Origin of the sequence: Candidatus Fonsibacter ubiquis, from assembly GCF_002688585.1 — a bacterium.
Taxonomy (GTDB): domain Bacteria; phylum Pseudomonadota; class Alphaproteobacteria; order Pelagibacterales; family Pelagibacteraceae; genus Fontibacterium; species Fontibacterium commune.
The window spans coordinates 94,031-116,705 of sequence record NZ_CP024034.1; the positions used below are offsets into that span (position 1 = coordinate 94,031).

Annotated in this window: 28 protein-coding genes; 19 read left to right on the top strand and 9 right to left on the bottom strand. The window is 31.0% G+C overall.

Features of this window, described 5'->3' with window-relative positions:
• Positions 1–38: 38 nt before the first annotated feature.
• Entirely contained in the window at positions 39–1,115 is a 1,077-nt protein-coding gene (locus CR143_RS00500) for an ATP-dependent 6-phosphofructokinase (protein ID WP_099339901.1), read from the top strand.
• Positions 1,116–1,120: 5 nt separating this feature from the next.
• On the opposite strand, the gene copM is transcribed toward CR143_RS00500, so the two are convergent.
• The 3 genes from copM to pyk are packed head-to-tail and all read right to left on the bottom strand — an operon-like array spanning position 1,121 to position 3,089.
• Positions 1,121–1,462, bottom strand: a complete 342-nt coding sequence (gene copM, locus CR143_RS00505; RefSeq protein ID WP_099339902.1) for a CopM family metallochaperone — start codon at positions 1,460–1,462, stop codon at positions 1,121–1,123.
• 17 nt (positions 1,463–1,479) lie between these two features.
• Positions 1,480–1,677 (bottom strand): DUF2905 domain-containing protein, encoded by a 198-nt coding sequence (locus CR143_RS00510; RefSeq protein ID WP_099339903.1) that lies wholly within the window; start codon positions 1,675–1,677, stop codon positions 1,480–1,482.
• Positions 1,677–3,089, bottom strand: a complete 1,413-nt coding sequence (gene pyk, locus CR143_RS00515) for a pyruvate kinase (RefSeq protein ID WP_099339904.1) — start codon at positions 3,087–3,089, stop codon at positions 1,677–1,679. The genes CR143_RS00510 and pyk overlap by 1 nt, the downstream gene beginning before the upstream one ends.
• A gap of 212 nt (positions 3,090–3,301) precedes the next feature.
• Between pyk and CR143_RS00520 the strand changes: the two genes are divergently transcribed.
• The 4 genes from CR143_RS00520 (at position 3,302) to CR143_RS00535 (ending at position 5,914) form a co-directional block, all read left to right on the top strand.
• Entirely contained in the window at positions 3,302–3,679 is a 378-nt protein-coding gene (locus CR143_RS00520) for a thioredoxin family protein (protein WP_157780294.1), read from the top strand.
• A gap of 36 nt (positions 3,680–3,715) precedes the next feature.
• Positions 3,716–4,636 (top strand): ATP-grasp domain-containing protein, encoded by a 921-nt coding sequence (locus CR143_RS00525; RefSeq protein ID WP_099339906.1) that lies wholly within the window; start codon positions 3,716–3,718, stop codon positions 4,634–4,636.
• Positions 4,637–4,700: 64 nt separating this feature from the next.
• Positions 4,701–4,886 (top strand): PspC domain-containing protein, encoded by a 186-nt coding sequence (locus CR143_RS06445; protein WP_420886328.1) that lies wholly within the window; start codon positions 4,701–4,703, stop codon positions 4,884–4,886.
• A 20-nt stretch (positions 4,887–4,906) separates the two neighbouring features.
• On the top strand, positions 4,907–5,914 hold the full coding sequence (locus tag CR143_RS00535) for an asparaginase (RefSeq protein WP_099339908.1): 1,008 nt from the start codon (positions 4,907–4,909) through the stop codon (positions 5,912–5,914).
• On the opposite strand, the gene CR143_RS00540 is transcribed toward CR143_RS00535, so the two are convergent.
• Complete coding sequence (locus CR143_RS00540; RefSeq protein ID WP_099339909.1) at positions 5,911–6,267, bottom strand: thiol-disulfide oxidoreductase DCC family protein; 357 nt, start codon at positions 6,265–6,267, stop codon at positions 5,911–5,913. The two genes, CR143_RS00535 and CR143_RS00540, sit on opposite strands and share 4 nt — an antisense overlap.
• Before the next feature lie 122 nt (positions 6,268–6,389).
• Between CR143_RS00540 and katG the strand changes: the two genes are divergently transcribed.
• From katG to CR143_RS00595, 11 genes are all read left to right on the top strand, one after another.
• Positions 6,390–8,570 (top strand): catalase/peroxidase HPI, encoded by a 2,181-nt coding sequence (gene katG / locus CR143_RS00545; protein WP_099339910.1) that lies wholly within the window; start codon positions 6,390–6,392, stop codon positions 8,568–8,570.
• Between the two features lie 109 nt (positions 8,571–8,679).
• Positions 8,680–8,874 carry a hypothetical protein gene (locus CR143_RS00550; protein ID WP_099340988.1) on the top strand — a complete coding sequence of 65 codons (195 nt, stop codon included), beginning with the start codon at positions 8,680–8,682 and terminating at the stop codon, positions 8,872–8,874.
• A 30-nt stretch (positions 8,875–8,904) separates the two neighbouring features.
• On the top strand, positions 8,905–9,129 hold the full coding sequence (locus CR143_RS00555; protein ID WP_099339911.1) for a DUF6552 family protein: 225 nt from the start codon (positions 8,905–8,907) through the stop codon (positions 9,127–9,129).
• Positions 9,130–9,184: 55 nt separating this feature from the next.
• On the top strand, positions 9,185–9,856 hold the full coding sequence (locus tag CR143_RS00560; RefSeq protein WP_099339912.1) for a response regulator transcription factor: 672 nt from the start codon (positions 9,185–9,187) through the stop codon (positions 9,854–9,856).
• Positions 9,853–10,890 carry a sensor histidine kinase gene (locus CR143_RS00565; protein ID WP_099339913.1) on the top strand — a complete coding sequence of 346 codons (1,038 nt, stop codon included), beginning with the start codon at positions 9,853–9,855 and terminating at the stop codon, positions 10,888–10,890. Before CR143_RS00560 ends, CR143_RS00565 begins: the two co-directional genes overlap by 4 nt.
• A 46-nt stretch (positions 10,891–10,936) precedes the next feature.
• Complete coding sequence (locus CR143_RS00570; RefSeq protein WP_099339914.1) at positions 10,937–11,533, top strand: thermostable hemolysin; 597 nt, start codon at positions 10,937–10,939, stop codon at positions 11,531–11,533.
• Positions 11,505–12,908 carry an AMP-binding protein gene (locus CR143_RS00575; RefSeq protein WP_099339915.1) on the top strand — a complete coding sequence of 468 codons (1,404 nt, stop codon included), beginning with the start codon at positions 11,505–11,507 and terminating at the stop codon, positions 12,906–12,908. Before CR143_RS00570 ends, CR143_RS00575 begins: the two co-directional genes overlap by 29 nt.
• 13 nt (positions 12,909–12,921) lie before the next feature.
• On the top strand, positions 12,922–13,599 hold the full coding sequence (locus tag CR143_RS00580; RefSeq protein WP_099339916.1) for an iron-containing redox enzyme family protein: 678 nt from the start codon (positions 12,922–12,924) through the stop codon (positions 13,597–13,599).
• The gene (locus CR143_RS00585; protein ID WP_099339917.1) at positions 13,599–14,246 is read left to right on the top strand and encodes a tetratricopeptide repeat protein; all 648 of its coding nucleotides are present in this window, start codon (positions 13,599–13,601) and stop codon (positions 14,244–14,246) included. The genes CR143_RS00580 and CR143_RS00585 overlap by 1 nt, the downstream gene beginning before the upstream one ends.
• On the top strand, positions 14,243–15,001 hold the full coding sequence (locus tag CR143_RS00590) for an SDR family NAD(P)-dependent oxidoreductase (protein WP_099339918.1): 759 nt from the start codon (positions 14,243–14,245) through the stop codon (positions 14,999–15,001). Before CR143_RS00585 ends, CR143_RS00590 begins: the two co-directional genes overlap by 4 nt.
• Positions 15,002–15,405: 404 nt before the next feature.
• The gene (locus CR143_RS00595; protein ID WP_099339919.1) at positions 15,406–16,617 is read left to right on the top strand and encodes a SulP family inorganic anion transporter; all 1,212 of its coding nucleotides are present in this window, start codon (positions 15,406–15,408) and stop codon (positions 16,615–16,617) included.
• 20 nt (positions 16,618–16,637) lie between these two features.
• Here CR143_RS00595 and CR143_RS00600 read toward each other — a convergent pair whose 3' ends face one another.
• On the bottom strand, positions 16,638–17,213 hold the full coding sequence (locus tag CR143_RS00600; RefSeq protein WP_099339920.1) for an FMN-dependent NADH-azoreductase: 576 nt from the start codon (positions 17,211–17,213) through the stop codon (positions 16,638–16,640).
• A 174-nt stretch (positions 17,214–17,387) separates the two neighbouring features.
• Here CR143_RS00600 and CR143_RS00605 point away from each other — a divergent pair, with 174 nt between their 5' ends.
• The gene (locus tag CR143_RS00605) at positions 17,388–17,840 is read left to right on the top strand and encodes an Hsp20 family protein (protein WP_099339921.1); all 453 of its coding nucleotides are present in this window, start codon (positions 17,388–17,390) and stop codon (positions 17,838–17,840) included.
• Positions 17,841–17,896: 56 nt separating this feature from the next.
• Here CR143_RS00605 and CR143_RS00610 read toward each other — a convergent pair whose 3' ends face one another.
• Complete coding sequence (locus CR143_RS00610) at positions 17,897–18,280, bottom strand: phosphate-starvation-inducible protein PsiE (protein ID WP_099339922.1); 384 nt, start codon at positions 18,278–18,280, stop codon at positions 17,897–17,899.
• Between the two features lie 215 nt (positions 18,281–18,495).
• Here CR143_RS00610 and CR143_RS00615 point away from each other — a divergent pair, with 215 nt between their 5' ends.
• A complete protein-coding gene (locus CR143_RS00615; protein WP_099339923.1) occupies positions 18,496–18,771 on the top strand; it encodes a hypothetical protein in 276 nt (91 codons plus the stop codon).
• The gene (locus tag CR143_RS00620; RefSeq protein ID WP_099339924.1) at positions 18,768–19,841 is read left to right on the top strand and encodes a PQQ-dependent sugar dehydrogenase; all 1,074 of its coding nucleotides are present in this window, start codon (positions 18,768–18,770) and stop codon (positions 19,839–19,841) included. The genes CR143_RS00615 and CR143_RS00620 overlap by 4 nt, the downstream gene beginning before the upstream one ends.
• A gap of 1 nt (position 19,842) precedes the next feature.
• On the opposite strand, the gene CR143_RS00625 is transcribed toward CR143_RS00620, so the two are convergent.
• From CR143_RS00625 to CR143_RS00635, 3 genes are read right to left on the bottom strand one after another with little or no spacing between them, the layout of a single operon-like run.
• Complete coding sequence (locus CR143_RS00625; RefSeq protein WP_099339925.1) at positions 19,843–20,433, bottom strand: superoxide dismutase; 591 nt, start codon at positions 20,431–20,433, stop codon at positions 19,843–19,845.
• 55 nt (positions 20,434–20,488) lie between these two features.
• Positions 20,489–21,634 (bottom strand): FAD-binding domain-containing protein, encoded by a 1,146-nt coding sequence (locus tag CR143_RS00630; protein WP_099339926.1) that lies wholly within the window; start codon positions 21,632–21,634, stop codon positions 20,489–20,491.
• A complete protein-coding gene (locus CR143_RS00635; protein WP_099339927.1) occupies positions 21,624–22,532 on the bottom strand; it encodes a histone deacetylase family protein in 909 nt (302 codons plus the stop codon). The genes CR143_RS00630 and CR143_RS00635 overlap by 11 nt, the downstream gene beginning before the upstream one ends.
• Positions 22,533–22,675: the final 143 nt, after the last annotated feature.

The window sequence follows — 22,675 nt, forward strand, 5'->3', positions numbered from 1 at the left end:
TTGTAAGTCTTAATTTGATTTTCGTATAAGATCATTTTATGAAAAGAATTGGTATTTTAACCTCAGGCGGCGATTGTGCAGGTTTAAATGCTGCCATGCGCTCCATCTTTTACCGGGCAAAAAAATACAACATGGAAGTGTTGGGTATTAAAGATGGCACACTAGGTCTTATTCAAAGACCTGTTAATTTTGTAGAACTCAATTATCAAATGGTAAGTGGCGCCTTATTTAGAGAAGGAGGAACTTTTCTTGGCACCACTAACAAAGGCGATCCTTTTCATTTTAAGGGCGAAGATGGAAAATACTCAAATTTATCAAAACAAGTAATTGAAGGTTATCACTTGTTAAAACTTGATGGTCTCATCGTAATTGGGGGTGATGGTAGTATGAAAATTTTTAAACAATTAGCAGATCAGGGAAAATTAAATATGGTCTTCATTCCAAAGACCATTGATAATGATGTGGGTGCAACAGAAAACTCCATTGGTTTTAATACAGCTGTTGCCGTTGCAACGGAAGCGTTAGATAATTTACAAGCAACTGCAGCAAGTCACAGGCGAGCGATGATTTTACAAGTGATGGGCAGAGATGCGGGCCATATTGCACTTAATACTGGAATTGCAGGAGGAGCGGATGTGATTTTAATTCCTGAACTTCCTTACACCATTGATGGAATAATAAAGAAATTAAATGAAATGAAGAAACATAATATTCATCACTCTCTTATTGTTGTGGCTGAAGCTGTAAAAACAGAACAGGGTGAAACATATATGGTCAAATACGCAGATGGAGAAAAGCGACTTGGTGGAATTGGCGATTATTTAGCTGAGCAAATTATGAAAAAATCTGACATTGAATGTAGAGTAACCACATTAGGCCATGCACAACGAGGAGCACGACCTACTGCAAATGATAGAATTTTAGCAAGTGCTTTTGGTGTTCATGCCGTTGATTTACTAGCAAGAGGCAAATTTAATCGAATGGTTGCTTGGCAGAATAGACATGTGGTGGATGTTGCAATTGATGATGCAGTGAACACTTATAAAGTCGTTGATCAAAATGAAGGGTTAGTGGATACCGCTTTTGCTCTTGGGATTTATATAGGAACGACCTAGTAAAGTTATTTTTTTTGCTTCTTTTTCAACAAATCTTGCATTTGTTTTATTTCAGCTTTTTGATCTTTTATAATTTTTTGTGCAAGAGCTTTTAGCTCAGGATCTTTAGTTTTTTTAATTAATTCCTCAGACATATCAATGGCCCCTTGATGATGAGGGATCATGCCTTTTAAAAAATCGACATCAATATTTCCTGACGATTTCATCATCATATCCTTATGCATTTTATCCATAGATTTTTTAAATGGAACATCACCATGATTTTGATGACCTCCTTGATGCATGGAAGATAAAGCAAATACGGTTGAAAGAAGAATGATTGAAAGTGTTAGTAATATTTTTTTCATAAATTAATTATAAATGACTATTTAAAAAATTTAAAGAACAATGAAACAATTATTGAAATTACGATACAAGTGACAATTGGAAAGTAAAAAGAATATTTCTCACCCTTTACGCTAATATCACCTGGCAATCTGCCAAAAGGAAGTTCTTTTGCAAGTGGCCAAAATAAACCAATAAGTAATATTAAGATGCCAATGATGATAAGTGCTTTTTGCATTAGTTCTTACCTAATTGATATAATCTGATCATATTAGTCATTTTAGATTTTCCAAAGGGAAGACCCGCGGTGATAATTGCATAACCACCAACTTTAGTTAATTTTCTAGATTTAGTAATTTCCTTTGAAATTTTCATCATCTGTCTCCAGTTTTTAGCATCAATATTAGTAATGGAAGTAATACCCCACAGTAATGATAATTGTCTTGAGATATTAATATTTGGCGAAATAGTTATAATTTTTGCAGAAGGCCTTATTGCTGAAACTAATCGTGCCGTATTTCCTGTGACTGAAAATGCAATGATGGCTTCAACTTTAATATTGTAAGCAATATCTTTTATAGCAAGGGCAATGGCTCTGACAGGTTCATTGTTAATTTTAGTTTTGCTTTTAAATAAACTTATATTTTCTTTTTTGTATTTTTCAGTTGAAACAATGGTTTTTTTCATGGCTTGCACAGCTTGGAGAGGATATTTTCCAACCGCAGTTTCAGCAGATAACATCACCACATCTGCCCCTTGAAAGATAGCGGTGCCCACATCATTAATTTCAGCGCGCGTTGGCTTATTATCTAAAATCATACTTTCTAACATCTGTGTTGCGATGATCACAGGTTTACCAAGTTCAGAACATTTTTTAACAATATCCAATTGAACGTGTGGCACTTCATTCGCGCCAATTTCAACGGCAAGATCTCCTCTAGCTACCATGATGGCATCTGAAGTTTGGATAATATCTTTTATATTTTTAAGTGCACTTTTGTTTTCAACCTTTGCAATAATGCCCATATCCGTTGAAATTAATTTTCGTGTTTCTTTAATAATCTTAGAATTTTTTACATAAGATAACGCAATCCAATTGCAATTTAGTTTTTTTGCAATTTGAATATCTCGTTTATCCTTTGCAGTTAAATTATCAAAATCAACCTCAAGTCCTGGAATATGAATACTTTTAAAGTTTTTAATGATGCAATCATTTTGACAAATAGTTTCGATAGAGTTTTTGGAAAGCTGTTTAATTTTAAAGACAAATTTTCCATCATCAATGAGGATTTTATTACTTTTTTTTATTTTTTTAAAAATTTCAGGGTAGGGAAGATAAACTCGATTTTGACTTCCAATTTTTTTATTTAAATCAAAATTAAAAATATCTCCTTTTTTTAAAGACACTTGATTTTCTAAAATTTTACCAATTCGAAGTTTTATTCCTTGAAGATCTGCAACAATGGCGATGTGCTTTTTATTTATTTTTTCGCAGTCTCTTATAATTTTAACAATCTTTTCAATTCCCGTTAAATTATGACTAAAATTAATTCTAAAACCATCAACGCCTGAGCGAATTAATTGATTAATTATATTTTTCTTAAATATTGAAGGACCAAGTGTTGCTAAAATTTTTGCTTTTTTGTCCATTAATTGAAATGATTATAAAATACCTTTTTGGCAATTGTTAGATGATTATGATATATTTGCTTCGTTGATAGTTAAAAGTTATGAATTTAACCCAGCCAGAGCTCATTCAACTTGTTATGTTAGTAGTCGTTCTGGTTATTATTATTTATAATTTTCCACGTGGTCGATTTTAAAATCTTTAGATTTTAAATAATTCAACTAAGATGTTTTTAATGAAAACTTTTATAAAAATAATCTTCAGCTTATTCTTTTTGCAGTCTGCTTTATTTGCTGCAGGCAAACCTTACTCACAAGTAGAATTTGATAAATTAATTAAAGAGGGTAAACCCATAGTTCTCCATGTTCATGCAAAATGGTGTTACACTTGTGCAGCACAGGATCCTGTTTTAAATTCACTGATGAAATCTCCAGAGTTTAAAAATTTCACTTTTTTTAATGTGGATTTTGACACCAGCAAAGATCTTTTAAAAACCTTAAAAGTTTCAAGACAAAGTGCAATTATTGTATTTAAAGAAGGCAAAGAACAAGGACGATCCTTAGGAGATACGGAGGAAAATTTAATTAAGAAATTATTAAAAAAAGCTTCTTAATTTAAATTACATCAATAAATTACAAAAAAATAAATTATGAAAGCATATATCATTCACGAAAATGATGAGTGGACTTTACCGCTTAAAGAAAACTTACAAAAATTGTCAGTGCCCTTTGAAGACTGGCATATGGCGAAGGTTAATTTAAATACTGCATCTAATCCACCAGAGGGAGTTTTTTATAATCGAATGAGTGCATCATCTCATTCAAGAGGACATCGGTTTGCCCCAGAATATACAGCCGTGATTTTAAATTGGCTCTCATCTCATAAAAGAAGAATTATTAATAATGAAAGCGCTTTATCCTTAGAGATTAGCAAATCTTTACAATATAAAAAATTAAACGAGCATAATATTAAAACGCCAAAATCTATTTTTTGTTCAGGAAAAGAGAGTATTTTATCAGCAGCCGATCATTTTACTAAACCCTTTATCACTAAACATAATCGAGCTGGACGAGGTCTTGGTGTTAAATTATTTCAAAACAAAGCAGAACTTACAAAGTATGTACAAGGAGATCAGTTTGAAGAATCTGTCGACGGAATTACAATTTTACAAGAATACATTGAGGCTAATCCAAAAGTTGTAACACGTGTAGAATTTATTGATTCAAAATTTTTTTACGCTGTGCAAGTGGATGCAAGTGATAGCTTTGAATTATGTCCTGCAGATGCTTGCAATATTGAAGAACAATTTTGTCCAACAAATCCTGATGGAAATAAGTTTATGATTGTAAAAAATTATCAAAATCCGCTCGTTGCAAATTATGAAAAATTTTTAAAAGCCAATCATATTGAGGTTGCAGGCATTGAATATATGCTTGATAAACAAGGTAATGCTTATACCTACGATGTAAATACAAATACTAATTATAACTCCGTTGCTGAAAAAAAAGCGGGCCAATTTGGTATGTTAAGAATTGCAGAATTTTTAAAAGCTGAACTTAAAAAATTATAATTTTAGATTTGAAAAGTTGTAAATAATTTATATAAAATAAATTATGGTCGACAAAGATAATAATATGTATCGCAGTAGTGATGATAAATTCTTTGCAGGAGTTTGTGCGGGGATGGCACATAAGTTAGGATTTAGTAAATGGGGGCTTAGATTCGCTTTCATCATTGGCGCTTTATTTTATGGCGTGACCATTCTTATTTACATTATCTGCTGGATGGTTTTTAAACCTCGTCCTACCTTTAATCGTTAAGTTTTTTTTAATTTTTAATTATGAGTGATGAGTCTTTAAATAATAAGTACGTTGATTTAGTTGCTGCAACTCGAGGTGAAGTTATTGAAAATATTCACCAAGGCATAGCCATTGCCATAGATTCTAATTACCGAATAATTAAACAATGGGGTGATACAAAAACTGAAATATTTCCAAGATCAGCACTAAAACCCATCCAAGCCTTTGGGATTATCACCACAGGTACAGATAAGGGGTTAAAATTAAAAGATGAACAAATTGCCCTTGCAACATCTTCTCATCATGCAGAAACAGTTCATGTGGACATGGTAAAATTATGGTTAAAAGAGTTAGGGCTAGATGAGGAAGATTTAACTTTAGGCTCTGCTTGGCCACTTAGTCCAAAAAGAAAAGATTATATTTTGCGTCATGAGGGACGAAAATCTAAATTGTATCATAATTGTTCAGGCAAACACTGCGGACAATTATCCATTTGTATTCATGAAAAATTTAAAAAATTAAATTACCAAGATCCAAAACATCCTGTGCAAAAATTATTTATTCAAAATTTAGAAAAATTATCAGAGACTAAAATTAATCATATTGGAATTGATGGTTGTGGATTACCTGCACCAAGTTTACCTTTAGAAAGATTTGCCTATGCATTAACTAAATTTGCAGATCCTGCAAAATTAGAGGGAATTGATAAAAAGGCAGCAATAAAAGTTTTTGAGTGCTGCGTGAAATATCCTGTTTTATTTGGTGGCTCTGAAAGTGTGAATTCTATTTTGACAAAAAGTAGCAAGAAAAGAGTCTTGGTTAAAAATGGTGCAGATGGAGTTTTTTCTGCAATTATTCCAGATGAAAAAATGGTAGTTGTTGTAAAGATTAAAGATGGCAATATGAAAGCTGCTGAAATTGCAATTGCAGGATTACTAAAGGATTTAAAAATTTTAGATAATGAAGAAATTAAAAAATTAATTACCCAGCCGATTATGAATTCTGCAGGTAAAAGAAGTGGTAAAATGTATTGGCTTGAAAATAATTAACGATTTAAATATTTATTTTTTAAATATAAAGGCAGAGCAATTATTTCGTAAATAATAAAGAAAAGTGGGTAAATAATTGGATTGCTTAATATTTTTGCTAAAATTCTAAGATAATCAATTTCTTCCCAAATAATTAAAAAAACTTTAGCACCTTGATATAATTGGCCATGAACTAAAGCATGCATTCTTCGCATTAATTGATCCTTAGTTTTTTTAGTCTCAATGTAAGCTTTAATATTGTTATGAATGTTAACCCATTCAAATAAAGGATTTTTTATTTTTTTTTTATAAAAATTTATTTCACTATTACAAATAGCGCATGATTGATTGTAATAAATTTTTATAATCTGCATCCGAGAGATTTATCTGCGTCATTTTACAACAAACCAACTAAACCTAAAGTAGAAATAATCTATTGTTTACTTAACTTTCTAATTTTTATTTGATATGAGTCTGCTCCTTTTAAAAAATAATTATGAGAACAGATACTTTTAAAAAAACAAACGGTTCAGGAAAAAACGGTTCAGCAAAATGCCCGGTGATGCACGGTGGAATTACCAAAGCTGGTGAATCAAACACATCAAGACTTTGGCCAAACAGTATTAATTTAGATATTTTACATCAACACGATACTAAAACTAATCCACTTCCTGGTTTTAATTATAGAAAAGAAGTTAAAAAATTAAATTTTAAAGCGTTAAAAAAAGATTTACTAAAATTAATGACTGACAGCCAAGAATGGTGGCCAGCAGATCTTGGAACTTATTCTGGATTAATGGTTAGATTAACCTGGCACCAAGTTGGAACGTACCGTGAATTTGATGGTCGTCCTAATGTTGGCTCACACAGATTTTCTCCACAAGACTCTTGGCCAGATAATACAAACTTAGATAAAGCGCGAAGACTTCTTTGGCCAATAAAGAAAAAATATGGAAATAAATTAAGTTGGTCAGATTTAATGTGTCTTGCAGGAACGATGGCATATGAACATGCAGGTTTTAAAACTTTTGGTTTTTCTTTTGGACGAGAAGATATTTGGGAACCTGAAAAGGATGTGTACTGGGGAAAAGAGACAGTTCCATTAGCCGTTGATAGATATGCAGATCCACAGGATCGTTCATCATTAGAAGCTCCCCTTGCAGCATCACACTTTCAATTAGTGTACGTTAATCCACAAGGAGTAGAAGGTATCCCTGATCCACTGCGAACAGCAATGGATGTGCGAGAGACATTTGGTAGAATGGGAATGAATGATGTTGAGACCGCAGCACTTACAATTGGTGGACATTCTATCGGACGAGCACACGGCAATGGTGATCCTACAAAATTAGGAAAAGAACCTGCTGCTGCAGAAATTCATGAACAAGGTTTTGGTTGGAATCAAGAAAATGGAACAGGGGCTAATCAAATTACCTCAGGCTTAGAAGGTGCGTGGACGACAAATCCTGATAAATGGGATCATCAATATTTAGATCTTTTACTAAATTATAAGTGGGAGAGCAAAAAAAGTCCTGCAGGTGCTTGGCAGTGGGAACCCATTGGTCTTGAAGAAGAGAAAAAACCAGTGGACCTTGCTGATCCTAAAAAGAAAGCAAGAATCATGTTTACCGATGCGGATATGGCAATGGCTATGGATCCAAAATATAGAAAAATTTCAGAACAATTTTATAAAGATCCAAAATTCTTTGAAGACTCCTTTGCGCGAGCTTGGTTTAAATTAACCCATAGAACCATGGGCAATCGTGATAATTACATTGGCCCTTGGGCACCTAAGGAAGATTTAGCTTGGCAAAACAATGTGCCAGCTCCAAAGAAAAAATATAACGTAGAAAAAGTTAAAAAAATGATTGCAGCTACAAGTTTAAGTGTGAGCGATTTAATCGTTATTGCTTGGGATAGTGCAAGAACTTACCGAAGAACTGATAAACGAGGTGGAGCAAATGGAGCACGAATTCGTTTTGCTCCAATGAAAAATTGGGATGCAAATGAACCTCAAAGATTAGCAAAAACATTAAAAGTTTTAGAAGCTATTGCAAAAAAAACGGGTGCTACCATTGCAGATACCATTGTCCTTGCAGGAAATGTTGGCCTTGAAAAAGCAATTAAAAAAGCAGGATCAAAGGCAAAAGTTCCATTTAGATCAGGAAGAGGCGATGCCATTGAAGAAAAAACTCATAAAGATTCTTTAAAAGTTTTAGAGCCGCGTCACGATGGATTTAGAAATTATGTTAAAGGCGATTTTTCAGTAATGCCTGAGGAATTATTATTAGAGCGAGCAAATTTATTAGGTCTGACTGCAAAAGAGATGGTTTGTTTAATTGGTGGTATGCGAGTGTTAGGTGCTAATTTTGAAAATTCAAAACACGGGGTGTTTACCGATAAAGTAGGGGCATTAACCAATGACTTTTTTGTACATTTAACTGATATGAAATATTCTTGGAAGCCAACGGGTAAAAACAGCTACGACATCATCGAGAGAAAAAATAATAAAGTCAAATTTACTGCAACTCGAGTGGATTTAGTTTTAGGATCAAATTCTATTCTTCGCTCTTACGCAGAAGTTTACGCACAAGATGATAATAAAGAAAAATTCATCAAAGACTTTGTTGAAGTGTGGACAAAGATCATGAATGCAGATCTGCCAACATTAAATTAATTATTTAAATATCCGCTAAATAATCTGCTTAATTTTCTCAGTATATAACTTTGAGAAAAAGTTATAAGTTTTTCATAAAAGCAAAATAAAAAATGAAAGGATGAAAGACATGTTAAAAAGTTTAGAGAGAATCTGGGCAAGAGCAACTGGACATTTAATGGGCAGTACTGATAGCGATAAACCCGATGTACCTATTTTAACCTTACGCGAAGCTCGAATTGCTTTGTATCTAAAAACATTTTGGATTGTAATTCATGTGATCACTTGTTTATTTATCATGGCGAATGTTGTGAGGCATTGGTAGAAAAAAGAAGAATTTAACCTTAGGAGATATATGGACTTTGCAAAAAAGTATTTAAAATGGATTAGTACAGGTTTTGTATTAACAGGAATATTACTGACTAATTTAAATAATTATCCTATGAATATATTCATTCATGGCCTTGGTGCGATCGGTTGGACATTTGCAGGATACATTAATAATGACAGGGCATTAATGGTGAATTTTGGAATACAAATTCCATTATTTTTATTAGGTTTTGCAAAAGTAATTATTTAATTTGAATAAATACTTTTGGTAATTTTTTAGTAATTAAACTTTTCTATTAAGTCATATGAAAGTTTTATTAGTTGAAGATAATAAACGTCTCGGACCTCTTATTCAGCAGAATTTAAAAAAAGATAATTTTATAACAGATATTGCTTTGAATTTGGAAGAAGCAGATGAGTGTCTTAAAAATTTTAAATACGATTTAATGTTATTGGATCTTAATCTTCCTGATGGAGATGGAATTCAATTTCTACAAAAAGTTAGAGATCGAAAGCAGTATTTGCCTGTCTTAATTTTAACTGCAAATGCATTAATTTCTAGCAAAATTAAGGGATTAGAAATTGGAGCTGATGATTATGTCACAAAGCCTTTTCAGCATGAGGAATTGGTCGCAAGAATGCGTAGCATTTTAAGAAGACCACAAACACAAGTTAATCAAATTACTAATGTTGGAAATATTGATTTTAATTTAGATACACTTGAAATTAAAATTTTAAATCAACCTGTAAAAATGGCAAAACGCGAAGCATTAATTTTAAAAACTCTTTTACAAAAATTGAATAAATTAGTTACACTTAATGAAATTCAAGATAAAAATTATGGCATTGATAAGGATTTATCATCAAATGCTATTGAAGTTTCCATTCACCGTCTAAGAAAAATTTTAAAAAAAACTAAAGCAAATATTGAAATAAAAAATTCAAGGGGAATTGGATATAAATTAATTTTAATATGAAAGAAAAATCATACTCAATTATTAAAAAACTTGTCATTCGAACCTCCATCGTTGGAGTATTCGTATTATTAATGTCTGGAGGAATTGTAAGTTTAGGATTTATTGATGATATTGCTAAAGATAAAAACCCTGACTTAGATAAGGCAATTGATATTATTTTATCTGAAAGTTTTGAGCATGTATTTTGGATTTTAATTTTATCAGTCTTAATTTTAATTTTTGTTGTTTATTGGACTATAAAAAAATCCATGGAAGAAATTAATAGTATTTCAAAAAAATTTTCTAATATAAATCTTGAAGACCCAGTTATTCGATATGATGCTACTACAATACCAAAAGAAATTTTGCCATTAATAAACTCATTAAATGAGACACTGAAAAGAATAAAACAAGATATCGATCAAAAAAATGAATTTATTAAGAATGCATCCCATGAACTTAATACGCCAATAACAATTCTAAATGCAAATATCGAAAGTTTACCTGATAGTAAAAAAAAATATGAACTTAAAGAAGATTTAAAATTATTAGAAAACGTTTCGGCACAGTTATTTAGGCTTTCTCAGGTTGAAAATTTTAAAGTTCAAAAAAATGAGAGTGTAAATTTAGTTGATCTATTAAATGATGTAATCAAACAATCTTACAAAATTTTTCCAAAGAGAAATATTGAATTTAAAATCGAGGGTTCTAAAAAAAATATAACCATAAATGGCACTTATGATTATTTATTGATGTGTTTTAGGAATTTATTAGATAATGCTGCGCAAAATAGTCCTGACAATTCAATAATCAAAATAAATCTTTATGAAAGTGGAAATGTTGAAATTATTAATACTCTTAAATCGGGCGTTCAAACTAAAATTTTAACGCAAAACTTATTTAAAAAATTTTGGCGTTATGACAAAAACAGTTACAACGGATCAGGTCTTGGATTATCAATCGTCAAAAGGATCATCGATGCACATAATGCGACAATTCGTACATTATTAGTGGATGGAGAAATCTTATTTAAGCTAAAATTCAATAAAATTTAATAGAATTTGTAATTTTTTTGTAAGTTTCAGAGATTAAATCTTTGGAATGAAATTTGAAATTATAAACCAATTCCATTCCCTTAGAGCGAAAGCTGAAAGTTTTATAATAGAAAAATACAAAAAGAATTTTTCTGCAAATATAAAAAAGTTTCCAAACATTCTTGTTGCCCTTGTTAATCAACAACAAGAAATAACCGCATGTTGCGGAATTAGAACTGAGAAAGATGGATTATTTTCACAAATTTATCTTAAAGAAAATATTAGAAAAATTATTCAAAGAATTAAATTAGATAAGGAAAATTTTAAAATTTTTGAAATTGTAAATTTAACCACAAGCAATCCAATTGCTTCAATTAAATTTGTTAAAGAACTTCATCGATATATGTTTGAACATCAAGTTAAGTATGTAATTTTTTCAGGCACTATGATGCTTAGAAATTTTTTATTAATGATGGGTCTTAAATTAACGGTACTTACAAAGGCAGAAGTAAAGAACATATCAAATCCAGAGGATTGGGGTCGTTATTATGATTCAGATCCTCATGTTTGTTTAGCAGAAACACCAAATGTACAATTTTCGATTTTATTTAAAAAATTTAAAGAACAACTAGAGTATGTTAATATCTCTTCAATCGCTCAGTAAACTTCATCAACAAAAACCTAACAAAGTTCTTTTTAAAGAATTTTCAAAGGAAACTACTGTTAAAGATTTTGCAAAAAGAGTTGAGGCTTATCGATTAAAGCATCATGACACTAAAAAAAATATTGGGTTATTTGGCAATAACGATATTAACTTTGCAGCAGCTGACTGTGGTTTATCTTTTACAGAAAATAACTTAGTTCCAATCCCAAGATTTTTTAAAGATGAGTTAATTAAAAAAATTATAAGTGATGCACAGATAGATTATATTTATACTGATGAAGAAAATTTTAGTAGAATTAAAAATCTATTTCACAATACTGTAAATTATTTACAGCCAGCGCAAACTTCATTTATTCCAGTTCAATCAGGGATACACAGAAGAATTATTTACACTTCTGGTACCACAGGCACTCCCAAGGGTGTAATTCAAACCGAACAACAAATAAATTTTATTATAAAAAATCTAACGGAAACTCTCTCTGTGAGTGAGGCAGATAGATATTTGTCTATTCTTCCGATCTCAACTTTGCTTGAACAAATCGCCTCGATTCATTGTGTTATTTTTAATGGTGCACAAACTATATTTAACCCAGATTTTTCAAAAGATATTTTTATAAAGCCTCAAAATATTTTTTCACACATTCATAACTATAAACCATCTATGACTTGTCTTACTCCTTTATTACTTGAGAATTTTATAAATCAATTAGATAAAAATTTAGATTTAAAATTTCTTAAAGCTATCACTATTGGTGGCTCTAAAACCTCAAAGGAAATTTTAATTGCGGCAGATCGATTAAATTTACCTGTGTATGAAGGTTATGGATTATCGGAGACTTGTTCAGTGGTTTCCTTGAATTGCAAAAATACTAAACGCTTTGGAAGTGTTGGAAAACCTTTGCCAGGTATTGAAGTAAATATTGAAAACGATGAAGTTGTTGTGTCCTCACCCTCTATTATGGAAGGATATTGCAACAGCAAACCTCACGTTGGAAAAATTTATACAGGTGACATTGGCTCAGTAGACTCTGATGGATTTTTATACATTCACGGAAGAAAAGATGATGTTATTGCCCTTAATAATGGAAGAAATGTTGATCCAAATTGGCTTGAGTCAATGATTAGTGAAAAAATAAAAACTAATGCTTATAGTTTTTTAAATCAAAAAGGCCAACACTGTATGGTTTTAGCTGTTAACGACAAAGCTTTAGGTAAGCAATTAAGAAATAAATTAAAATCCATTCTTCCAGATTATGCTTACCCAGAAAAAATTTATTTTAGAAATCCAAAAGAAATTCCTAAAGAATTTTTCTTAAATATTAATGGAAAAATAGACAGAAAAAAAATTGCTGAAATTTTTTTAAACCAACAATAACGAAAGGAACGCTATGACTTTTTTTGATCGATTAACCAAAGAAACCGATGCTGATAGAAAAAGGTTTTTTAACAGAAAGATTGTGAGCACTGTTTTAAAAGAGGGGGCTTCAAAGAAACTTTATGTTCAATATTTAGAGCAGGCCTACCATCACGTTCGATATACTTGTCCCTTATTAAAGCACGCTATTGCTAAAATAAATGAGAAACATAATCCAATTGTTCATGTCTTTGAGGAGTATGTGGAGGAGGAAACGGGACACGAAGAGTGGATTTTAAATGATATTGCTTTTATGGGAGGTGATAAAGAAAAGGTTAGACAAGGAAATGGAGATTATCCAGTTCGTTCTATGATTTCTTACATGTACAACACTATTGATACTGTATCCCCACAATCATTGTTAGGAATGGTCTTTGTGCTTGAAGGAACATCTGTAAATATTGCAACTGAAAGTGCGGAGGCCATTGCAAAATCATTAAATATAAATACTAAAAAAGGTTTCTCATATCTTTTGTCTCACGGCAAATTAGATATTAGCCACTTAGATTTTTATAAAAATTTAGTGAATAAAATTCAAGATAAAACAATTCAGGATCAGATTATCGACACAGCTAAAATGATTTATTATTTATGGGGCAATATGTTTGATGAAATTTACAATAAATATCATCAGTTAAAAGAGGCAGCTTAATGAAAAAATTTATAATCTATTTAATCTCAATTTTATTTTTATTTAAGCTGCCAGTTTCCGCTCAAGAAAAAAACTTTCAAATTTTACAAAGTGAGTGGGACCGGATTATGTATTCATCAAAATCTATAGATGAAAAAGAAGAACAGATGGAAAAATTAGCTGAAAAAGCTGTTCAATGGACAGAGGAAAATAAGAAATCAGCAGAACTTTATGCGTGGGCTGGAATTATCTTAAGCACTGAGGCAGGTTTTTATAAAATTAATGTGGTTAAGGCACTAGCGAAGGCAAGAAAGGCTAAAGAACTTTTGCATACAGGTTTAGAAATAAATGACAAAGTTCTTGATGGATCAATTTATACAACCCTTGGAACTTTGTATTATCAAGTACCACCATTTCCAATAGGTTTTGGTGACAAAGATCTTGCTAAAACTTTTCTTACAAAATCTATTCAACTTAATCCAAACGGAATTGATAGTAATTATTTTTATGCATCATATTTGTTTGAAGAAAAATTATATAAGGAAGCCTTAGATCGTCTAATCATTGCAAGTAATGCAAAGCCAAGAGTTGGGAGAGAGTTAGCGGATAAAGGAAGAAGGGCTGATATTGAAAAATTGATTTTAAAAGCTCAAGAAAAGCTTAAATGATCCAAGGTAAAAATATTATTATTACCGGGGCAACCTCAGGAATAGGTTTAGAACTTGTACAAATTTTAGCACAACACAATAATATTTTAGCAATAGGAAGGGATGAAAAGAAACTAGCTGATTTAAAAAGAATTAATTCAGATCATATTCATACTTTTGTAGCTGATCTTTCGGATATCTCAGCCTTGGATATGATAGTGAAAAAAATATTAATTAAATTTAATCATATTGATGCACTTTTCAATAATGCAGGAATTTCAATTGCCAAAAAATTTTTAGATACTGAACAAGATGAAATTAATCATTTATTTAAAACTAATGTGCTATCTGTTTTTTATCTAACCCGAGCATTTCTTGAAAAAATAATTGAAAGTAAAGGCATGATTGTAAATATTGGATCTTTGTTTGGGGATATTGCCCATCCTTTGTTTAGCATTTATTCTTCCTCTAAATTTGCAATCAAAGGCTTTACTGACTCATTGCGTAGAGAATATCTTCATACAGGAATTAAAATATTTTATGTTGCACCAAGAGCAACAAAGACACCTGGACTTGAAAAGACTATGAATATTGGAAAATATTTCAAAATGAATATTGATGAACCTAGAGCTGTGGCTGAACATATACTTTATTCTATTGATAAGGGCATTTATCGAATTTATCCAAAAACTATAGAAAGAATTTTTTTATTTGTACAAAAATTTTTTCCATCGCTTATTGATGAAAATTTAAATAAGCGTATACCTAGGATATGAAAAATGAATGGTATTTATATATTTTATATGGTGCGGCAGCAGGTTTTGCTTTTTATTTAGCTGATAAATATATATTCCATTTTTTTATCCACTAGTTAATCTAGTGTAATGGCTGAACAAGGAAAATTAAAAGCAGATATTGTTAAAAAGGCAATTAACAAATATAAATTTTAATCGAATTCCGATCATCCGTGGAATAGTTAAACTTATGATTAAGAAAGATTTATTTAAAGCCATCGATTATTTGATGAAACGACCAAAGACGGTTGTTATCATTTTAGTATTAATTGCTCTTTCGCCTTTATTTATAAATTTATTAAATAAATAATAAATTTAAATCCTAAATAAAAATCTTTTATTAAATCAAATTAATAGTAAACAAGGTGTGTTATTAAAAAATTAAAATGGCTAATTCATTTAAAATATTTCACGGCTTTGATCACAAATTCATCAAGGGAGATATTTATGGTGGTGTTACCGCAGGCATCATCGCTTTGCCGTTGGGTCTTGCTTGGGGAGCAGTTTCTGGACTTGGGCCCCTTGCTGGAATTTATAGTTCAATCATTGTTGGATTTTTAGCTGCATTATTTGGTGGAACCCCAGGCCAGATTTCAGGACCAACAGGCCCTATGGTTGTAATCATTGCAGCTGCTTTTTTAGAATTTAAAGATCAGCCTGAAATTGTTTTTTTTTGCGTAACTTTTTCTGGAATTATTCAAATATTAATTGGAGTATTTAGACTTGGAAATTTAATTAATAAAATTCCCTACTGTGTTTGCTCAGGCTTTATGTCGGGGGTTGGATTAATCATTATTTCACTTCAGCTTACAATTTTATTTGGTCTTGGTGCAAAACCACAGGTTATTAGTGCACTTGCAAATTTAGAAAATATTGCAGATGTAAATGGTCAAGCACTGCTAATAGGATCCATTGGACTGCTTATTCTTTTTTTTGTCTCAAAAAAAATTAATAAAATCATACCCTCATCAATCATTGCCCTAGTTATAGGATCTATTTTGTCTTATCTTTTTTTCTCTAAACAAGATTTAATAGGAGAAATTCCAAATGGTTTTCCATCATTTAATTTGTCTTTGCCAACCCCAGCACAGTTTCCAACCGTTATTTTTTACTCCATTGCCCTTGCATTAGTTGGGGTTATAGACAGTTTACTTACAGCAGTTGTTCATGATCGAATTGCCCTTACAAAGCATCTTCCTAATAAAGAAATTATTGGTCAGGGTATTGGAAATTTTGTTGCAGGTTTATTTAGTGCATTAGCTGCAACAGGAGCTGCAATGCGAACAGTGGTTAATCTTAAAACTGGCGGCAAAACGCCTATGTCTGGAATTATTCACTCTATTACACTCATTCTCATAATATTTATTTTTGCTCCATTGGTTAAAGTTATTCCACTGACTATTTTGGCAGCAATTTTAATTAAGACCGGAATTGATATTGTCGATTGGGAATTTTTAAAAGATCTTAAGGGAAAAAATCAGGTTGAAATTTATACTAAATTTATTGTGATGTTCTTAACTATTTTCACTAATTTGATCTTTTCAGTGTTTGTGGGTGTGATTTTTTATTATTTATTTAAATTTATTAAAAAAGCTTAATTAAAAAATATTTTAAATTTTTAAAGAGAATTAATTTTTTCTTTAACCTTTTCAACTTTTTGTGGATCTCGGCTTAAACCATCTGCTGCAATCACTTCAAAATTTTTAACTCCTAAGAAACCAAGTCCTTGTTTTAACCACGGGGTGCAAAAATCCATATTACTATCAACCGGCACACCGCCAGAAACAATAAGCAAATATGCTTTTTTAATATTGGTAACTGTACCAACAGGACCTTGATCGGTATATTGAAAGGTCTCGCCATTTCGAGCGATTAAATCAAACCAAGCCTTAAGACAAGCAGGTACGCCAAAGTTATAAATGGGCGCTGAAATAACAAGAGTGTCACAACTTTTAAATTCTTTTACTAATTCATCGGATATCTTAAATAATTTTTTATCAGCTTCTGTTCGTTCATTTTCTGGAATAATAAATCCAGCTCCCTTAATCCCTGACACAAAGGGAAGTCCGGAAGACACATCTCGATAAGTTACAGTGTCTTCAGGTTTTTTTATCTTTTCAACTAATAGTTTTGCAAGGGATTTTGAAACAGATTCAGCTTTTCTTGCGCTAGAATCGATATGATAAATTTTCATGATTATTAATTACAAGATATTTAAAGTTTGGATATGGTAATCCATAATAAATTTTCAAGGGGTTAAAAAATAAATTTTTTCAACCATTTAAAATTCAAAAGCTATTCCTAAATGTATTTCGTAAGTTGCCTTATGGGACTTACCTAACACTCGCTTAACAAAGGAGAAAATAAAATGAGTAAACTAAATGGAAACCTATCTATCTTTAATCAGCTGAAACCCGTTTCAGTTGGATTTGAGAATATGTTCGATAGTTTTGAGAAGATGTTTGAAAATGATGGCTTTGAATCATTGGATAACTATCCTTATTACAATATCGTTAAAACAGGTGACTTCACCTACGATATTGAATTAGCTCTAGCTGGTTTTTCAAAAAAAGACATCAGCATTGAGTATGCAGATGGTCTTTTAAAGATCAAATCAGTAAAGCAAAACAAGACTGAAGAAAAAGATGGAAAAAATGAAATAATCCATCGAGGAATTTCTAAAAGATACTTCAGCAAAACTTTTACAGTATCCGATGACACAGAAATCAAAGGTGCTGAACTAAAAGATGGTTTATTGAAGATCTCTTTAGAGAGAATTATTCCTGAGTCTAAAAAACCAAGAACAATAGAAATAAATTAAATCTATAGATGGGTAGGGGCTAAAATTAGCCTCTACCTAAGGTTTAATTTTTAAGATTAAAGTTCGTCTTGATCTAATTTGGTGCCAAGAAATTTAGATCTTCTAAATTTTAAAATTACAATGGCAATAGCAAGAAGTAAGATTGCGCCCGCTTCATAAACAAGCGTGGATGGATCAATATCTTTTTTTTGTAAAATAATTAATCGCGATAGAGCGGTGATTGCAATAAATAATGGATAGGTCAGACGAATAGTTTGTGTTCGCCAATAACTAGTGACCATTCCAATTACTTCTAAATAAATAAATAATAATAATAAATCTGGTAAATTTACATCTCGAATTTCAACCATATGGGCAATTTCAAGAATAAAAGCGATGGAAGTTGCAACTAGAATTACCGATGCAAAGACGAGTTGTAATTTTCTAAAAAAGGCAACCATTGTATTTAAATAGTATCATTATTTTATCACTTTCAAAAATGAATAGATGATAGTAAATAATAAAAAATTAAAATGACACCACTTGTAGTAATCATCTTATTAGTATTTTCCATAGGCTTTCTCATGGCCATTGGTCTTGAAAAAATGTGGCTCGTGGTTAGTTTTTTTGTAGCCTTAATTACTTATTTGCATTTTTTTGGCGGAATCTAAACGGAGTGAAACAAGCTTTAATCGATAGTTTATTTTATCTCACCGCTTGTATTATCTCTGGTGTGGTTGTTATTTTTTTATTTATTGGTTTTCCAATTTTAATTATTGATTGGCTGTTAAGTGCACAATTAACTCAATCTGAGGCTTTTTTAACTTTCACAATAAAAAATCCATTAAAGAATATTTTAGAAATATTTTTTGGCAGTGGTTTTAAGGGCGCTCTTTATACCTTCTTTGTAGGCATGCCGTTAGTTTATATTGTACACAGGAGAAAAAAGTGAAAAAATTTTTAAACATATTATCTGTTTTTTTTATTTTAACGCAGTCAGCATATGCGCAAAATTTTAAAATTGAGAAAATTTTAGATCTTAAAGATCCTTGGAGTTTAACCTTTATTAATAAAGATGAGGTTTTAATTACTGAAAAAGATGGTGAAATTGTATTTGCAAATATTAAAAGCAAAGAAGTTAGAAAAATTAAACATAATTTAAACTATAAAGTGGATGGTCAAGGTGGACTGCTTGATATTATTAAACACAACAATGATATTTTTATTTGTTACACGGAAGATCGAAGAGGGGGTAAAACAAGTACCAGTATTGCAAAGGCAAGTTTTGTAAAGGATAATTTAAATTTTAAAAATATTTTTCAAGCAAATCCACCTATCAATAGCGGTTATCATTTTGGCTGTCGATTAGTCATTAAAGATAATATGATTTATGCAAGTGCAGGCGAGCGTGGAAATGGAAATATTGCTCAAGATCCAAAGACCCATGTTGGTAAAATGATTAGAATTAATCTTGATGGATCTTCCCCAAAGGATAATCCAAAGTTTAAGGGTAAAAATGATTGGCTAGCAGAGATTTATCAAATCGGAATTAGAAATCCACAAGGCATGACCTTGTCACCCTTTAATGGAAAAATTTATATTTCAAATCATGGTGCAAAGGGTGGTGATTTTTTTGGTGAGGTTAAATTTGGTGAAAATTATGGTTGGCAAATTTGGTGTTGGGGCGGGGTTAATTATTCAGGAACAAAATGTGGCGAGACCGATCAATGGGATTCTCGTTTTACCAAACCATTATATACTTGGAGTCCATCTATCGCAGTAAGTGCGGTACAAATTTATAAGGGTGATGAATTTAAAGAGTGGAATGGTCATATTTTAATGACCTCTTTAAAAGATGAAAGTATTCGAAAACTTGAATTTATAAATGAGAATGAAGTTGGAAAAGAAGTTATAATTTTAAAGGGAAAATTAGATCGAATTCGGGATTTAAAAATTGCAGAGGATGGAAAAATTTATATTCTCTCCAATGGAGCAGGTGCACTTTCGGTATTAAAGAAATAATCTAACTTAATTGAGACTCTACAAATTCCCAGTTTGCTAATTTTTCAACAAAGGCTTTAAGATAATCGGGTCTTCGATTTCTATAATCTACATAATATGCATGTTCCCAAACATCGCAGCCAAAAATTGGTTTTAAATTATCAACCAACGGATTTGAACCATTTGCAGTTTTACTAATAACTAACTGATCACCTTTTAAAGAAAGCCAAGCCCAACCAGAGCCAAATTGAGTAACGCCTGCTTGAATAAAGTCTTCTTTAAATTTTTCAACAGTACCAAAAGTTTCAATAATTTTTTTCTCTAATTTTCCTGGCATCTTGCCACCACCGCTTGGACGCATACATTGCCAGAATAAAATGTGATTGTAATGTTGTCCGGCATTATTAAAGATTCCAGCTTTGCTTGGATCATTTGCAGTTTTTTTTATAATATTTTCAAGACTTTCATTTTCAAGGGTGGTCCCTTTAATTAAATTATTTAAATTAGTGACATACGTTTGGTGATGCTTGCTATGGTGTAAATCTAAGGTCTCCACACTCATTGCAGGATCTAGTGCATTTTTTGCGTAATTAAGACTTGGTAATGTAAACATAAATTTATCCTTTGATTGTATAGTAAAATTAAAAAAAATAAACTTTCAATTTTATTTACAAAATTTTACTTAAAATTTTAGGAATCTGTTCTTTAAAGCCAAAAAAACCTTTTGTCGCAAAGGGGTAGCAAAACTGGTCATAATCCCTTGCTAAATAGGTTATTTTAATTTTTTTCTTAATTTCATTCATAAAGTCATTTTCATAACCGCAATTAATATAGGGAGTGATGATATTTTTAATATTTTTATCTTTTACTATTTTTAAAAGATCCTCTTTATTTTTCACAACTAAATCAGAGTTAAAATTACTTTTAAGTTGGTCAATTAACTCTTCATTAATGGAAGATTTAAAATCTAAAACTTGTTTACTATAATTTTTACTCTCTAATATGGAGTTAAAATCTAACAAGGCAAAATGATTATATTTGTTTTGAAATTTCTGTAAAAAGTTTGAGTCTAGATTGTGAAGGAGAAATAATGAGTTCTCATTTTCAACTTTATCAAAATGTAATGGTTGAATTTCAAAACTCGTTGTCTCAAATAGAGGACTTGCTTGATCGTTTAATTTAAGAACCTCATATTTTTTTGCAGAAAATGTATTGATATTAAATTTTGTTGCTAAATAGTTTTTACCCTTTGTTTGCAATCCCGCAACCCAGCGCCAGCTTAAAGTATTTGATGCAGCATCTCCATCAAGTAAATGTTTTAAAAAAAAATCTGCTCCTAATTGCCAAGGGAGTTTTAAAGTAAAGATCCAAATACTTGCAAACCACATTCGTGCATGATTATGCAGATAATTGTATTTTATAAGTTCATTCGCCCAGTCATTAAAACACTCAATGGATGTTTTTCCACTGATTGCCTGTTGATATTCAACACTGTCCTTTTGTTTTTCTAATTGTTTTAAATCTTCAATGTAAGTTGTCCAAACCCTTGGGCGCATTTCCAACCAACCCTTCCAATAAGTTCGCCAGAACACTTCTTGAATAAATTTTTCAATTTTAATGTAAGCAAATTTTGAATGAGCTGTTTGAATTACTTCTTGTTCATCAATAATTCTATGAGTTATATATTTTGAAAGATTACTGACATTGTCCCGTTTACTTGGACCATAATCAAAGTTTCTACTTTTTGCATAATTGCTTAAATGATTTTCAGAAAATTCTTTAAGCTTTGCTATTCCTTGTTCTCTAAGATTCATAAGTTAATAAAGAGTGACAGGTTCTATGCAGAATGGAATGAAGATAAACTAGTTGGTTAAAATCTCTATTATATCCACCTCCTAAAACTCCACATAAAGGAATTTTTTTATCAAAAAAATGTTTAATCACTAATTCATCTCTTTTTTTAATTCCCTCAGCACTGACTTTAAATTTTCCAATTCGATCATCTTCGTGAATATCAACACCTGCTACATAAAAGACAAAATCAAATGATGAAGAGTTAATTTTTTGTAAACTTTGATTAACAACTTCTAAATATTCATCATCCTTAATTCCCTCATCTAATTCGATATCTAAATTACTCACCTGTTTATTTAAGGGATAATTTTTCTTTGAGTGAATACTTACGGTAAATACTTTCTCATTATTCTGAAATATTTTTGCAGTACCATCGCCTTGGTGAACATCTAAATCATAGATGAGAATATTTTTAATATTATTTTCAGCAATAAGTTTTTCAGCAGCAACCGCCACATCATTAAATACACAGTAACCATTGCCAGAATCTGCAAAGGCATGGTGCGATCCACCTGCAGTATTACAGGCAAGTTTATGCTTTAGTGCAAGCTGTGCCGCTAAAACCGTTCCGCCCGTTGCAACAAATGATCGTTGTCTGACACTTGGAACTATTGGAAAACCTAATTTTCGCTCCTCATCTTTACTTAAGGACAAATTTTTAATCTTATTAATATAATCTAATGTATGCACCCTTGCTAAATCAGCATCGGATACGGGACCTGGAATATGTAAATTATTCTCTTTGATAATTTCATCTTCTTTAAGAAGTTTAAATAATTCACCAAACTTTTTAATTGGGAATTTATGATCATCGCCAATTTGAGCAACATAATCTGGGTGATTTATGATCGGCAGCATTTTAAAATTTTTTTAAATTCATTTTAACATAATAGGAATTAAAATTTTATAAGCACACATTAAGTCGCAGCAAAACTAACATAAGTAATAGATTTTAAAAGCAGTACAGCTTAGGTTTATTATGTTACTCATAATAAATATTT